Raw genomic sequence first — 14,206 nt, 5'->3', positions numbered from 1 at the left:
CAAAGCGTCATTGCCTTTGACATCCATTAAGCGCTAGCTGAAAGGATCAGGGACAGGATCAAAGAATCATGGCGGAAGCAGCGTTACGCACCATTGACGATATGCGCAATCAGAAGGATACACTCTATCGTGAAGCACCTCACAATATTGAAGCGGAGCAAGCGCTTCTAGGTGCTATTTTAATCAACAATGATGCTTTTTATCGCGTCTCAGACTTCCTTAAACCGACCCATTTTTTTGAGCCTTTGCATCGGCGGATCTACGAGATTGCTTCCGATCTGATCCGCGTGGGCAAAATGGCCAATCCGGTCACTATGAAGACTTTTCTGCCGAATGAAGGAAAAGTCGGTGATCTGACGGTTTTCCAATATGTGGCGCGGCTGGCAACAGAAGCCGTCACCATCATCAATGCTGAGGATTATGGCCGGGCGATTTATGATCTCGCCACACGCCGTGCGCTGATCGGCATTGGTGAAGATATGGTCAATGTGGCCTATGACGCGCCTGTTGACAACGCACCGCAAGAGCAAATTGAAGAAGCTGAGCGCAGGCTGTTTGAGCTGGCCGAAACCGGTCGTTACGACGGTGGGTTTCAGGCGTTTAAAGATGCGGTCACTATTGCCGTCGACATGGCAAATGCCGCTTTCATGCGCGACGGGCATCTTTCAGGGATTTCGACTGGCATCCATTCGCTGGATGCAAAAATGGGCGGTTTGCAGCCTTCGGACCTGATCATTCTGGCTGGCCGTCCGGGTATGGGTAAGACATCGCTTGCTACCAATATCGCGTTTAATATTGCCAGTGTTTACGAGCCAGAACAGTTAGCGGATGGCACGGTCAAAGCCAAAAATGGCGGCGTGGTCGGCTTTTTCTCGCTTGAAATGTCGTCCGAGCAGCTAGCGACACGTATTATTTCCGAGCAAACCGAGGTCAGCTCCTCAAAAATCCGGCGCGGTGATATTACTGAGACCGATTTTGAAAAGCTGGTAGCCTGTTCGCAGGTTATGCAGAAAATCCCGCTCTATATTGACCAGACCGGTGGCATTTCGATTGCGCAATTGGCAGCGCGTGCGCGCCGGCTCAAGCGTCAACGGGGCCTTGATGTTCTGGTGATCGACTATGTTCAGCTTATGACCGGTTCGTCACGCGCTTCTGCGCAAAATCGCGTGCAGGAAATCACCGAAATCACCACTGGGCTAAAAGCGCTGGCCAAAGAACTCAATGTGCCGATCATCGCTTTGTCGCAGCTATCGCGTCAGGTGGAAAGTCGCGACGACAAACGTCCGCAGCTTTCCGATCTGCGTGAATCGGGCTCTATCGAGCAAGATGCTGACGTTGTGCTTTTTGTGTTCCGTGAGGAATATTACGTTAAAAACCTTGAGCCGCGCGACGAGTTCGACCCCAAATATGAAGAATGGCGTCAGACATTTGAAAAAGTGCGCGGCACGGCCGATGTCATCATCGCTAAACAGCGTCACGGGCCGACGGGCACTGTGAAACTCGCCTTCCAGGCCGAATTTACCCGTTTTGCTGATCTCGCCGACAGTGCTTATCTGCCGGAAGCCTATGAGTAAAGAAAAATGCGGGGCCTAGAGCCCCGCCAAACGCAACAGGGCCACGCAAGCCACCCCTAGTGCGGTTGCCACCAGCAAGGGCAGGTGCAAAGCTAAAATTGCAGTCAAGCAGCACCCGACCGTTTCGGGGATGCCAGTCATAAAAGCAGTGGGTGCGACCACTGCCATGAGAACGGCAGGCGGAATAGCGCCCAGCGCCGCCTGCACCCGTTTGGTCAGCTTTACATGACGCATGATGAACGGGCCGGAAACTCTGATTAAAGCGGTGGGGATTGCCATTGCGATTATGGCGATGAGTGTGGAGAACTCAAGCATCATGGCACGTGGTCTCCGTTCGGAGTGGCGCTTCTTCTTCATCTGTCCCTTGATAAAGAGCCACTACAAGCCCGGCTAATGCACCAGCCGCAATATACCAAACGCCGGAAATGAGAAAATGAGTGGCGCTGGCTGCGAGCGCACTGGCGAGCAGCACGGTACCGGTGCGGGGACCTTTCCAGAAACTCATCATCAAAACTATGAAAACAGCGGGAAAAGCAAAATCGAGCGCAAAAACTGCCGGATCGCCCAGTGAATAACCAGCAAAGGCGCCGATCAATGATGAGATTACCCAGGTCGCATAAAAGGGTGCGGCAGCACCTGCAAACCAAGCCGGAGTGAGCTTGTTGGTTCGTGCTTTTAATTCGGATACAGCCCAAATTTCATCCGTCAGAAAGACCAGGGCCACATATTTTCGCCAACCAGAAAACGCATTCATGTGGCAGCTGATTGACGCAGACATTAATACCAAACGCAAATTGACCAGAAATGCAGCAAAGCCGACAGCCGTCCAACTCGCCGGATGGGTCCAAATATCCATCGCGACAAATTGCGAACCGCCTGCAAAAACAAGCGCGCTCATCATCACCACTTCCAGCGTCGAAAGGCCCGTATTTTCCGCGACTGCGCCATAGACCATCCCTACCGGAATGATAGCGGCAGTCAGCGGAAGCATTATGCGCGTTCCTGAAAAAAATTCCGTTTTCATGCGTCATGCTATATCCATCCTCATGCAGTTTGTCCCCGACAAATAAGTGTGACCAATATTGGATATTTATACTGACTTGATTCTTGTTTTGTTCTCCCTTACCACGTCAGTATGAAATGAGGTTCGGAATAGATGGCCAAAGCGCGTGTTCAATTTATTTGCCAGAATTGCGGTAGCGTACATTCGCGCTGGGCAGGAAAATGCGATTCCTGTGGCGAGTGGAATACTCTTGTTGAAAAAGGCACCAATAGCGGCATTGGCGCTGGGCCCGGTGCAATTTTAAGCAAGCGGAAAGGCCGTGCAGTAGCGCTTACGTCGCTTTCCGGTGACATTGAAGATGCGCCACGCATTGTTTCTGGTATCAGCGAATTGGATCGGGTTACGGGCGGCGGCTTTGTTCGGGGTTCGGCAATATTGATCGGCGGTGATCCGGGCATTGGCAAATCCACGCTGCTGACACAGGCTTCAGCAGCGCTTTCTAATCAGGGGCATCGCATTGTTTATGTATCCGGCGAAGAGGCCGTGGCGCAGATCCGATTACGCGCGCAGCGGTTGGGGGTCGCGTCGAGCAATGTAGAGCTTGCTGCCGAAACCAATGTCGAAGATATTCTTGCCACCGTGGCCGAGGGCAAACGCCCGGATTTGATTATTATCGATTCTATTCAGACGCTTTGGACCGATATGGCCGATTCTGCACCGGGCACGGTAACACAGGTGCGCTCTTCGGCGCAGGCGATGATCCGTTTTGCCAAGCAGACCGGCGCAGCCGTTGTATTGGTTGGTCACGTTACCAAAGACGGACAAATTGCAGGCCCTCGGGTCGTCGAACATATGGTGGATGCAGTTCTTTATTTTGAAGGTGAAGGTGGGCATCGCTATCGCATCCTTCGCACCGTCAAAAACCGATTTGGCCCCACTGATGAAATCGGCGTTTTTGAAATGTCTGATGGTGGCTTGCGGGAAGTGGCCAATCCGTCTGAACTCTTTTTGGGAGAACGTAACGATAAAGCGCCCGGCGCTGCCGTTTTTGCTGGCATGGAGGGAACCAGGCCGGTTCTTGTGGAGATTCAGGCGCTTGTCTCGCCCTCGTCTTTAGGCACTCCGCGTCGTGCGGTGGTCGGCTGGGAAAGCAGCCGGCTTGCCATGATCCTAGCCGTGCTTGAATCGCATTGTGGCGTACGGTTCGGGCAGCATGATGTCTATCTCAATGTTGCGGGTGGCTATAGGATCGCAGAACCTGCGGCCGATCTGGCTGTGGCGGCAGCGTTGGTTTCATCCATTGCCGGTATTGCTCTGCCATCAGATTGTGTTTATTTCGGCGAAATCAGCCTTTCGGGAGCTATTCGTGCGGTGTCACATGCAGTACAAAGGCTGAAAGAAGCTGAAAAACTCGGTTTCAAACAGGCAGTGGTTCCGGGCGGAAGCCGTGAACAATGGAAAGACCGCGACTTTGGTCTTGTGGAATCCACGTCGTTACCAGATCTTGTCGCACGCATTGCGGCTTCTGGACCGGGGAAAAATAAACCAGATTTGTAACCGCTTGGTTGCAGATCATTGAAATTAATGAGATTTATCGGAAGGAAGGTTTCATCAACCTTCAACTGTTAGATTTGTGCGAGTTTGACTGCCCGTCACGAGTGCCGGGCGCTAGATAAGGACGGGGCAGAATGCCGATTACCTTGCTTGATGGAATTTTACTCGGGATAACGCTGGTATCGGCCGTTTTGGCGATGGTGCGGGGATTTTCGCGCGAGGTGTTATCTCTGGCATCATGGGCCACAGCAGCGGTAGCAGCCTATCTTTTCTACATGCCAGTTCTGCCATTCGTGCAACCCTATATCAATAATGAGACCATCGCCAAGATCGCGGCGGCTGGCGCGGTGTTTCTGGTTGTTCTGATTGTTGTTTCGCTGATCACGATGAAAATCGCAGATTTCATCATTGATAGCCGGATCGGCGCGCTCGACCGGACGCTTGGATTTCTGTTTGGTGCTGCTCGCGGTGTTTTGCTTGTCGTGGTTGCCATGTTGTTTTTCAACTGGTTGGTGCCCACCAATCAGCCTGCATGGGTGAGCAATGCCAAGTCAAAGCCGATGCTTGATACTTTTGGTGAGCAATTGGTTGAGCTTTTGCCTGCCGATCCGGAATCGGCGATCAAAAAATTCAATCCGGGCACAGATGCTCCAGCGGGCACGTCGCCTGCGGGCGACCAGAGCGGACAGCCGGTACCTGATGATACACCTGCTGCCAACTGACGAATTTTCGCGGCTGAAACCGGTAGCCATTTTGCTGCCGATTTCATCTGATTTGAATAACTCCGATCTTAGATAAGCGTTGAAGTCATTGTCGCATGGAAGCGAGGTCGGCTTTCAATATCCGTCCCTTTCCTGTAAATGTGGCTTTTAACAACCGCAATCGAAAGGCTTTGCGGACACATGTTCCACCAATCGCATGACAAGACGTCCTTCTCACTGGAAGATGACACGCTGCATGAGGAATGCGGTGTATTTGGCATTCTCGGACATGAGGATGCCGCCGCGCTAACCGCTTTGGGTCTGCACGCGCTTCAGCATCGCGGGCAAGAAGCTGCAGGCATTGTTTCTTATCATCATCGGCGCTTTCATTCAGAGCGGCATATGGGGCTCGTGGGTGATCATTTTACCGATCCGGCTACGCTGCATCGCTTGCCGGGCGACAAGGCGATTGGCCATGTCCGCTATTCGACGACGGGCGAGACCATTTTGCGCAATGTGCAGCCTTTATTCGCCGAACTCGAGGTGGGAGGGATTGCGATTGCCCATAATGGCAATTTTACCAATGGCCTAACCCTGCGTCGGCAGCTCATTGCATCGGGCGCGATCTTCCAGGCTACTTCCGACACGGAAGTCGTGCTGCATTTGATAGCGCGCTCGCCGCATTCCTCTTCGTCTGATCGTTTTGTCGATGCGATCCGGCAGGTTGAAGGCGGATATGCGATGCTGGCACTCACGCGCACGAAACTGATTGCCGCCCGTGATCCGATTGGTATTCGGCCACTGGTGATGGGCGAACTCGACGGCAAACCGATATTTTGCTCCGAAACTTGCGCTCTTGATATTATCGGCGCCACCTATGTGCGCGACGTGGAAAATGGCGAAGTGATTGTTTGCGAAATTCAGGAAGATGGTTCAATTACCACCCAATCCATCAAACCGGAAAATTCGCAACCGGAACGGCTTTGCCTGTTTGAATATGTCTATTTTGCCCGGCCCGACTCTGTTGTTGGGGGGCGCAGCGTTTATCAAGCCCGTAAGAATATGGGGATGAATCTGGCGCAAGAAGCGGGCGTTGATGCAGATGTGATTGTGCCTGTACCAGACGGCGGCACCCCTGCCGCTTTGGGCTTTGCACAAGCCAGTGGCATTCCGTTTGAATATGGCATTATCCGAAACCACTATGTGGGACGGACTTTCATTGAACCAACCCAGCAAATCCGGGCGCTTGGCGTGAAGCTGAAGCATTCGGCCAATCGCGCGATGATCCAAGGCAAGCGCGTGGTGCTGGTGGATGATTCTATTGTGCGGGGTACAACTTCGGTAAAAATCGTGCAGATGATCCGCGATGCGGGCGCGAAAGAAGTGCATATTCGCGTTGCAAGCCCGATGATTTATCATCCGGATTTTTATGGAATCGATACGCCTGATGCGGAAAAATTGCTGGCGAACCAGCATGACAGCCTCGAATCCATGTGCCGTTACATAGGTGCAGATTCGCTTGCATTCCTATCAATAGACGGGCTTTACAGATCTGTCGGGGGAGAGCCACGGGATCCAAAGGCGCCTGCCTTCACCGACCATTATTTCACGGGCGAATATCCAACCCGACTTCTCGATCAGCAGGGCGAGAGCAATATTCACACATTATCGCTCCTTGCCAGCAATGGTTGAATGAGTTCTTGGCGCGGGCTTCTTGCAAGTGTCCGCATTTTTTAAACTGCAATTATGGGGACAAAGATGACATTCGACCTTTCAGGCCGGCTGGCTTTAGTTACGGGCGCATCACGCGGCATCGGGTATTTCCTCTCGCTCGAATTGGCAAAACGCGGCGCTCATGTGATCGCTGTGGCGCGCACGGTCGGCGGATTGGAAGATTTGGACGATGAGATTCGCAAGGTCGGTGGTAGCTCGACATTGGTTCCGCTTGATTTAACAGATATGGAAGGCATTGACCGCCTGGGCGGGTCCATTCACGAACGCTGGGGCAAGCTCGACATTATGGTGGCCAATGCTGGCGTATTGGGCACGATCTCACCGATTGGCCATGTCGAAGCCAAGACCTTCGAGAAACTCATCAATGTAAATGTCACCAGCGTATGGCGTTTGATCCGGTCTACCGACCCGCTGCTGCGCGCTTCCGATGCGGGCCGCGCCATCCTGCTTTCGTCCGGCGTCGCGCATTCCTGCCGTGCTTTCTGGGCGCCCTATGCTGCTTCGAAAGCCGCAGTCGAGGTTATGGGTCGAAGCTGGGCAGAAGAAACCAAACAGATGAATCTGAAGGTTAATTCGGTTAATCCAGGTGCAACCCGGACCGCTATGCGCGCGCAGGCAATGCCCGGGGAAGATCCCGAAACTTTGCCAACCCCACAATCAGTGGCCGAGAAGATCGTGCAATTGGCCGATCCAACATTGGACGTTACGGGTAAGCTTTATGACGTGCGTCAAGATCGCTTCCTCGATTATCACATGCCGTCATAATTGATTTTGCTGGCCTTGCCTTGGGTAAAGGCCAGCATTTATTGCTCAGGCATATAGATCGCGCTTTTGCCTTGGAAACCCCGAAGATAGTTGAGTTCCATTCAGGCCGGGATATTCGATTTTATCTTATGGGGAGCTGACTGTTTTTTGCTCAGCGGCCTCGCGCCGGTTCCAAGCCATCAGACTGAACGGAAGAAAAATCAGATAGGCGAGTGCTGTGAGCGTGAGCGTATGCCATGTAAAGCTCATTAAAAATGCCACATAGGCAACGACCAGCAAAATTAGTGGCACAACAAAATCACGGCGGATCAGATTGCCCGCAGATTTACCGTTATAAACCGGCAAACGGCTGACAAGCAGAAAACCTATAGTAACAGTATAGGCCGCCACCGCGAATGCTAATCCCTTATTGGGGGTCAGGCCCAAAAATCCAAGATAGACGGGCAGAAGCACCAGCATGGCTCCAGCGGGTGCAGGTACGCCGATGAAATAATTCCGCTGCCACGCCGGGCGGTCAGCATCTTCCAGCATAACATTGAAGCGAGCCAGGCGCAGACAGCACGCAATAGCGTAAAGCAATGCTGCTATCCAGCCAAAGGAGCGTGCCTGATCAAGCACAAAGGCATAAAGGACCAATGCAGGAGCGACGCCAAAATTGACGATATCTGCGAGCGAATCCATCTGCTCGCCGAATTTTGATGATCCCTTCATCATACGGGCAACGCGGCCATCGACGCCGTCAAGAAAGGCCGCAACCAACACCATTATAACGGCAAGTTCAAACCGATGTTCAAATGCCAGTCTTATGCCGGTTAATCCCGCGCAAATCGCGAGTACTGTAATCAGATTTGGGACAACGATCCGCAGAGGAATTTGCGAAAGTTTCGGGCCGCGTGCGCTATCCACGCGGCCATTCGGCTCAAGCGGTGAGAAGGGTGTTTTCATCGGGCTTATGCAATCCGCACGACAGGTTCGGCGCGCTCACTACCAAATTCAGCGAGAATAGTTTCGCCAGCGACTGCAGTCTGGCCGACCGCTACCCGTATAGAGGCTGTTTCTGGCAGATAGACATCGACGCGAGATCCAAACCGGATCAGACCGAAACGCTCCCCTACCGACATTTGATCGCTTTCTTTGGACCAGCAGACGATACGGCGCGCAACCAGACCCGCGATTTGCACAACGCCGATTTTACCATGGGCGCTGTCGATCAATAAACTATTACGCTCATTATCGGTGCTGGCTTTATCCAGCTCTGCGTTCAAAAACTTGCCTGGCCGGTGCACGATTTTTTCAATCTGACCGCGCACGGGCGTGCGATTGATGTGAACCGAAAACACATTCATGAAAACTGAAACGCGCATACGCGGTTCGGAGCCCAGATCGAGTTCCGCCGGTGGGATCGCCAAACCTACAAAAGAAATTTTGCCATCAGCGGGGCTAATCACCAGATCATCATCAATCGGCGTAACGCGTTCTGGATCGCGATAAAAATAAATACACCAAATGGTGAGCACCAGCCCAATCCAAAATAGCGGTTCCCATAGCCAGCCCAAAATGAGCGAGACTATAAAAAAAACGGCTATAAACGGATAGCCTTCGCGGTGAATCGGCACAAATGTATTTCGAATAGTGTCAGACAGGCTCATCGCTCTTCCTTCGAGTTTAAGGGGTTTTAGCGCATCCTGCCCAAAATCGAAAACAATTTCGCAGATTATACACGGCGATCAGTGAAAGCTTCGATTATTTAAGTAAACCACATCTCAAAACCATAAGACTTTGCACAAACAGTGCCGCTCGGCCTTCGATTATCAATTCTCTCGGCCTCAAGCGAGAAGTCTTAAAACGCCCGTCGCGCGCCTCCCTAAAGCACCCGCCGCGCGCCACATTGGTTTGAGGCGCGCGACGTTCTTTGCGATGGTTTAATCCCGTTCGGGAGATCATTCCGCTGCGGGAGTACCGCGAAGAACAACGCCCATATCGTCGCTTTCGCGCACTTGACGCAGGCGTTCTTCTGCCTCACTGGCCTCACGCTGACGATCCCACATGGAAGCGTAAAGCCCGCCATGCTCTAGCAATTCGCGGTGATTACCGCGTTCTGCAATCTGGCCATCTTTGAGCACGATGATCTCATCCACGCCAATTACCGTTGACAGCCGGTGCGCAATGACCAGCGTGGTCCGGCCACGGCTGACAATATCGAGAGCGGATTGAATTTCCTGCTCGGTGGCAGTGTCGAGCGCCGAGGTCGCCTCGTCCAGAATCAGAATGGGAGGTGCTTTCAGAATGGTTCGTGCAATGGCAACGCGCTGCTTTTCTCCACCCGATAGTTTTAGGCCACGCTCACCCACCATGGATTGATAGCCTTGCGGCAAGTGCTTGATGAAGCCCGATATTTGAGCCAGTTCTGCTGCTCTTTCCACTTCTTCCAATGTGGCATCGGTGCGCCCATAGCGAATATTATAGGCAATTGTATCGTTGAAAAGCACCGTATCTTGCGGGACCATGCCGATGGCCTTACGTAGGCTTTCCTGTTTGACATCGCGCAAATCCTGCCCGTCAATGGTGATCGTACCGGACTGGATATCGTAGAAGCGGAATAAGAGCCGGGAAATTGTTGATTTACCGGCACCTGAAGGCCCGACAATGGCCACTGTGTGACCAGCCGGAACATCGAAGCTTATTCCTTTGAGGATAGGCCGATCAGCGTCATAAGCAAAATGCACATCTTTGAAGCTAATCGCACCTGTATCGATCTTAAGATCGGGCGCATTTGGCTTATCAGTGACCTCTTGTTTGACATCAAGAAGGTCGAACATCTGCTCAATATCGGTCAGTCCCTGCCGGATTTCACGATAGATAAACCCGATGAAATTGAGCGGGATAGAAAGCTGCATCAAAAGAGCATTGATAAAAACGAAGTCGCCCAGCGTTTGTGTGCCTTTTTGCACTTCCAGCGCCGACATCACCATAACAATGGCCATGCCGACACCGAAAATCACTGCCTGCCCAAAGTTGAGCCAGCCAAGCGAAGTCCAAGTCTGGGTCGCGGCTTTTTCATATCGCGCCATGGCGCTGTCAAAGCGCTTGGCCTCCATTGCTTCATTGCCGAAATATTTGACCGTTTCGAAATTAAGCAGCGAGTCGATAGCCTTGGTGTTGGCCTCTGTATCGGAATCATTCATTTCACGGCGAATGCTAATGCGCCAGTCGCTCGCTTTGATCGTAAACCATGTATAGGCCCAGACCGTTAAAGCCACTACGATCAGATAGGAAATTCCGTAAGCAAAGGCGAAAATAATCGCTGTCAGCGCAAATTCCAGAACGGTCGGAAGCGTATTGAGGATGGTAAAGCGAACAATCGTCTCAATGCCCTTGGTGCCACGTTCGATAACACGCGACAGCCCGCCGGTGCGCCGCTCCAGATGGAAACGAAGCGAAAGCTCATGCATATGGACAAAGGTTTTATAGGCAAGCTGGCGCACGGCATATTGTCCGACGCTTGCAAACAGTGCGTCGCGTAGCTGATTAAGCCCTGCCTGAATGATTTTGGCTGCATTATAGGCCAAAACCAGCATCACAGCGCCGATTAAAAAGGCCGGAATGTAATCAGGCGCATCCAGTTGCCCGTTCAAGGCGTTCGTCACCCATTTGAAGAAATAGGGGACGAGGATCAATACGATCTTCGAAACTACAAGAAAAACGGTCGCCCAAACGACGCGAATGCGTAGATCGGGGCGCTCAGATGGCCACATATAGGGCCAGAGGTTTCGTAGCGTTTTGAACGTCTCGCCGGATTCCGCAGAAACCGTCTTTGAAGAACTCATATGGTTATCTTTCAAGTCAAAGGGGTAAACGGTCGATGCCGAAAGCCGTCAAATGATCGCGAATTAATTCAAATCGGGCGTGGTTGACGCTGTAGCGTGAACTTTGCCCCTCGGTGCGATAATCAACCAATCCGGCCTGCACCAACACTTTCAGATGTTGTGAAACCGTGGATTGTGCGAGATCAATGCGATCCACAATGTCCTTACAACAACAAGCATCCTCTCGGATAAGTTGCCTCAAAATCACAATACGCACAGAATGTCCCAGCGCGGCATAAATGCGCGCAACCTCGTCATCGAGAGGTTTCGCGCTCCTATCTGCAAGGGAGTGCGCCGAGCTGGCGCATTTATTGAGGGCTGAGTCTTTCATCGTAAAACGACGATATACGACTAATTTTTATCGTGCAAGATTTACGGCATCTTCGAAAAAATGCCGCAGCTTGCTACGAAAATATTATCAGGCTGTTAGTTTTGTGTGGTGTTCAATTGCCGCTTAACTTCCGCTTCCGGCAACGGCTCCTGTGGCATTACAAATACTTGTCCCGGCCAGATCAGGTCAGGATTCTTAATCTGATCGCGGTTTGCCAGATAGATGGTCGTATAACGCAGGCCGTGTCCATAGGTGCGCTTTGAGATGGTCCAAAGATTATCGCCACGGCGAATAATAACGGAGCCATCGACCTTTTGCAGCTCTTCCGGAGTGCCGCCATCGGCAGGCTCTTGGCTTTGCTGATTGGTTGCAGTGGCTACTGCGGAGAGGTTTTCACCCGCAACCCGACGGAACGGCACACGAGCGGTTCCAATAACACGTCCGGCGCTATCAAGAAGATCGGCCCTAATAATATAGTCACCAACTGCCAATGGCTGTTGGCTTTGGATCAGGAACCTTCCCTCGGGCGTAACCGGGCTTACCCCCAAAACAATATCATTGGCTTTGACTGAAACCGTATTTTGAGGCCCTTTGGCTCCATGCGCACTCCCTGCAACAAAAACTTTCTGGCCTTCGATTTCCACGGCTTCAATTGAGATCGGCACGTCAGTGGATGTTGTCACCGGGCCGACAGGGTTATTTTTAGTGACTACTCTTGATCCACGCTCTGCCGAATTTGTGGTTGCATCAGGCGTTTTGTGGATTTCCTGAGGCTCTGATGCCGGTTCAGGACGAGTGATCAGGCGGCTTGCCTGACCCGGCTCTTCCACAAGCGCAAGCACTTGACCGTCAGAATTTGCTGGCACCGAGACAATTGCTGTCTGCGAAGATGTCGCCACATTGCTATCAGCAACGGTTGCACGCAATACCAATTGATGATCGCCACCGTTTAAAGCACGGTCGAGCACAATGGCAAAATCACCGTTGGTTCCGGCCTTGGACGAACCAAGCAACCGCGATCCTGCGATAACATCGACTTTTGAATCCGGCGCGGCCCGACCGGCAATTACTACCGAGCCATCTGGCTCAACCCGCAAAATATCAAATTGCGGAACGATCGTATCGGCGGCTTCCGCTTTAGGAGCCGGTTGCGCCGTAGCGTCCGGCTCGATGTTGTCGGTTTCAGTAGTCTGCCCAGTTTCGCCGATGGCTGTATCTGGTGCTGTTGCATCGGTGGATTTGAGCGCTGCATCTAAAAGAGATGACGGCGCTTCGTCCAAATTGGACTGGGTTGGTGCGGACTGGGCTAGCGTGGAATCAGCCAGTGCAGAATTGGCCGACGTGGATTTCACAGCATCTTGCGAAGAGGCTGCGGGCACAACTTCAGCTTGCGAAACCTGATCTTCAGGCGTCATCGTGGTCCAATATAGCACCCCGCCGCCCAAAAGCAGGACGAGCAAAAAGCCAAGCAACACGTAGCTAAAGTTTCGCATTCGCTATGAATTCCACATTAAACTTTTACATTATGAGCTTTATCTCTTTTTTCAGCAACCGACAAGAAAACCAGCACCGGCCCTGATTAAACTGACACCAACGAACAAATCACTGTTCAACGCAGCTCAGGGGATTTTCCTGTTCTGGGTCTTCAATTAGATTATAGAGATCAGCGGTCGCACCCTTTGTCCACCAAATATACGGACCTCCGGCATAACGTGCGCCAGAAGCTGAAATAACATTGGCCGCCACGATGGTCGTATCTTCCATTTCAAGCGCGACCAGCGAAATTTCGTCCGCATTATAATAGGTTGCAGAAATAGTTTCCTCACCGCATTGATAAAGTACCGAATCGCTTTGCACTTCCACATCATCGGGAATGGTGATGTTGATCTCGTTGGCCAGAGCCGTTGTTGCGGCAAAGGACAGCGCAATTGCGCCAAGTAGTTTTTTCACGTTTGAGCTCCTCTTAAAATTTGCCTGCAAGGGTTAAAGAAACTCATAAAAAAGTCTAGTCGGGATGCCGATTTTTGGACGATCTTCTTGACGTTGAGGCATGAAAGGCTCAAGAAAAACCATGTCACAGATTCGATCCATCTGCGTTTATTGCGGCTCATCGACGGGCCTTGATCCCATTTATCGTGAAGCGGGCCTTACTCTTGGCCGCTCAATTGCGCAACACGGCATTCGCCTGATTTATGGTGGTGGCACGCGCGGCATTATGGGCGCTGTTGCCCAAGGCGTTATGGAAGCGGGAGGCCAAGTCACTGGCATAATTCCGTCTTTCCTGCTCGATAAAGAAGCCAGCCTTGAGAAGGCGCAAGAGCTGAGCGAGCTGATTGTTGTTGAGGATATGCATCAGCGCAAACATTTGATGTTTGAAAAATCTGACGGCTTTGTAACCCTGCCCGGAGGTATTGGCACGTTAGAAGAAATTGTTGAGATCATGACCTGGGCGCAGCTTGGCAAACACCGCAAACCAATGGTTTTTGCCAATATCAATAATTTCTGGCAGCCGATGCTCGCCCTGCTCGACCATATGCGCAAGCAAGGCTTCATCCACACGGCGCATCAGGTTCAACCGCTTATCATCGACCGTGCTGAAGATATTGTGCCCGCCATCATATCCGCCAATGGCCGCGCATATGAAGGTGATCGGAAAATCATCGAAAAAATGTGAGCCT

Annotated in this window: 14 protein-coding genes; 6 read left to right on the top strand and 8 right to left on the bottom strand. The window is 51.9% G+C overall.

Features of this window, described 5'->3' with window-relative positions; translation table 11 throughout:
- Window positions 1-68 precede the first annotated feature (68 nt).
- Complete coding sequence (locus C7374_RS02985) at window positions 69-1,574, top strand: replicative DNA helicase (RefSeq protein WP_111574100.1); 1,506 nt, start codon at window positions 69-71, stop codon at window positions 1,572-1,574.
- A 15-nt stretch (window positions 1,575-1,589) separates the two neighbouring features.
- Here the strand turns inward: C7374_RS02985 and C7374_RS02980 are convergent, their stop codons facing one another.
- On the bottom strand, window positions 1,590-1,892 hold the full coding sequence (locus C7374_RS02980; RefSeq protein ID WP_111574099.1) for an AzlD family protein: 303 nt from the start codon (window positions 1,890-1,892) through the stop codon (window positions 1,590-1,592).
- Complete coding sequence (locus C7374_RS02975; protein WP_374849800.1) at window positions 1,882-2,565, bottom strand: AzlC family ABC transporter permease; 684 nt, start codon at window positions 2,563-2,565, stop codon at window positions 1,882-1,884. Before C7374_RS02975 ends, C7374_RS02980 begins: the two co-directional genes overlap by 11 nt.
- Window positions 2,566-2,730: 165 nt before the next feature.
- On the opposite strand from C7374_RS02975, the gene radA reads away from it, so the two are divergent.
- From radA to C7374_RS02955, 4 genes are all read left to right on the top strand, one after another.
- Complete coding sequence (radA, locus tag C7374_RS02970; protein WP_111574097.1) at window positions 2,731-4,134, top strand: DNA repair protein RadA; 1,404 nt, start codon at window positions 2,731-2,733, stop codon at window positions 4,132-4,134.
- A 131-nt stretch (window positions 4,135-4,265) separates the two neighbouring features.
- Complete coding sequence (locus C7374_RS02965) at window positions 4,266-4,853, top strand: CvpA family protein (RefSeq protein ID WP_111574096.1); 588 nt, start codon at window positions 4,266-4,268, stop codon at window positions 4,851-4,853.
- 180 nt (window positions 4,854-5,033) lie between these two features.
- Window positions 5,034-6,524, top strand: coding sequence for an amidophosphoribosyltransferase (gene purF, locus C7374_RS02960; protein WP_111574095.1), 1,491 nt, complete (start codon window positions 5,034-5,036; stop codon window positions 6,522-6,524).
- A 66-nt stretch (window positions 6,525-6,590) separates the two neighbouring features.
- Window positions 6,591-7,331, top strand: a complete 741-nt coding sequence (locus tag C7374_RS02955) for an SDR family NAD(P)-dependent oxidoreductase (protein WP_111574094.1) — start codon at window positions 6,591-6,593, stop codon at window positions 7,329-7,331.
- 126 nt (window positions 7,332-7,457) lie between these two features.
- Here the strand turns inward: C7374_RS02955 and pssA are convergent, their stop codons facing one another.
- The 6 genes from pssA to C7374_RS02925 all read right to left on the bottom strand — a co-directional run bounded on the left by pssA (window position 7,458) and on the right by C7374_RS02925 (window position 13,478).
- Window positions 7,458-8,276, bottom strand: a complete 819-nt coding sequence (pssA, locus tag C7374_RS02950; protein WP_111574093.1) for a CDP-diacylglycerol--serine O-phosphatidyltransferase — start codon at window positions 8,274-8,276, stop codon at window positions 7,458-7,460.
- Between the two features lie 5 nt (window positions 8,277-8,281).
- Complete coding sequence (locus C7374_RS02945) at window positions 8,282-8,980, bottom strand: phosphatidylserine decarboxylase (protein WP_111574092.1); 699 nt, start codon at window positions 8,978-8,980, stop codon at window positions 8,282-8,284.
- A gap of 291 nt (window positions 8,981-9,271) precedes the next feature.
- Window positions 9,272-11,158, bottom strand: coding sequence for an ABCB family ABC transporter ATP-binding protein/permease (locus tag C7374_RS02940; protein ID WP_111574091.1), 1,887 nt, complete (start codon window positions 11,156-11,158; stop codon window positions 9,272-9,274).
- 16 nt (window positions 11,159-11,174) lie between these two features.
- A complete protein-coding gene (locus C7374_RS02935) occupies window positions 11,175-11,528 on the bottom strand; it encodes an ArsR/SmtB family transcription factor (RefSeq protein WP_111574090.1) in 354 nt (117 codons plus the stop codon).
- A 95-nt stretch (window positions 11,529-11,623) separates the two neighbouring features.
- Window positions 11,624-13,021 (bottom strand): LysM peptidoglycan-binding domain-containing protein, encoded by a 1,398-nt coding sequence (locus tag C7374_RS02930; protein WP_342634709.1) that lies wholly within the window; start codon window positions 13,019-13,021, stop codon window positions 11,624-11,626.
- Window positions 13,022-13,130: 109 nt separating this feature from the next.
- Window positions 13,131-13,478 carry an MliC family protein gene (locus tag C7374_RS02925; protein ID WP_111574089.1) on the bottom strand — a complete coding sequence of 116 codons (348 nt, stop codon included), beginning with the start codon at window positions 13,476-13,478 and terminating at the stop codon, window positions 13,131-13,133.
- A gap of 121 nt (window positions 13,479-13,599) precedes the next feature.
- Here C7374_RS02925 and C7374_RS02920 point away from each other — a divergent pair, with 121 nt between their 5' ends.
- A complete protein-coding gene (locus tag C7374_RS02920; protein WP_111574088.1) occupies window positions 13,600-14,202 on the top strand; it encodes an LOG family protein in 603 nt (200 codons plus the stop codon).
- Window positions 14,203-14,206 lie beyond the last annotated feature (4 nt).

Origin of the sequence: Falsochrobactrum ovis (assembly GCF_003259955.1) — a bacterium.
GTDB lineage: Bacteria > Pseudomonadota > Alphaproteobacteria > Rhizobiales > Rhizobiaceae > Brucella > Brucella ovis_A.
This window is presented reverse-complemented; position numbering and strand designations above follow the sequence as displayed.

Excerpts from the sequence above, each read along its gene's own strand:
- C7374_RS02985 (WP_111574100.1), top strand. The coding sequence starts at position 69 with ATGGCGGAAGCAGCGTTACGCACCATTGACGATATGCGCAATCAGAAG.
- C7374_RS02980 (WP_111574099.1), bottom strand. The coding sequence starts at position 1,892 with ATGATGCTTGAGTTCTCCACACTCATCGCCATAATCGCAATGGCAATC.
- C7374_RS02975 (WP_374849800.1), bottom strand. The coding sequence starts at position 2,565 with ATGCTTCCGCTGACTGCCGCTATCATTCCGGTAGGGATGGTCTATGGC.
- radA (WP_111574097.1), top strand. The coding sequence starts at position 2,731 with ATGGCCAAAGCGCGTGTTCAATTTATTTGCCAGAATTGCGGTAGCGTA.
- C7374_RS02965 (WP_111574096.1), top strand. The coding sequence starts at position 4,266 with ATGCCGATTACCTTGCTTGATGGAATTTTACTCGGGATAACGCTGGTA.
- purF (WP_111574095.1), top strand. The coding sequence starts at position 5,034 with ATGTTCCACCAATCGCATGACAAGACGTCCTTCTCACTGGAAGATGAC.
- C7374_RS02955 (WP_111574094.1), top strand. The coding sequence starts at position 6,591 with ATGACATTCGACCTTTCAGGCCGGCTGGCTTTAGTTACGGGCGCATCA.
- pssA (WP_111574093.1), bottom strand. The coding sequence starts at position 8,276 with ATGAAAACACCCTTCTCACCGCTTGAGCCGAATGGCCGCGTGGATAGC.
- C7374_RS02945 (WP_111574092.1), bottom strand. The coding sequence starts at position 8,980 with ATGAGCCTGTCTGACACTATTCGAAATACATTTGTGCCGATTCACCGC.
- C7374_RS02940 (WP_111574091.1), bottom strand. The coding sequence starts at position 11,158 with ATGAGTTCTTCAAAGACGGTTTCTGCGGAATCCGGCGAGACGTTCAAA.
- C7374_RS02935 (WP_111574090.1), bottom strand. The coding sequence starts at position 11,528 with ATGAAAGACTCAGCCCTCAATAAATGCGCCAGCTCGGCGCACTCCCTT.
- C7374_RS02930 (WP_342634709.1), bottom strand. The coding sequence starts at position 13,021 with ATGCGAAACTTTAGCTACGTGTTGCTTGGCTTTTTGCTCGTCCTGCTT.
- C7374_RS02920 (WP_111574088.1), top strand. The coding sequence starts at position 13,600 with ATGTCACAGATTCGATCCATCTGCGTTTATTGCGGCTCATCGACGGGC.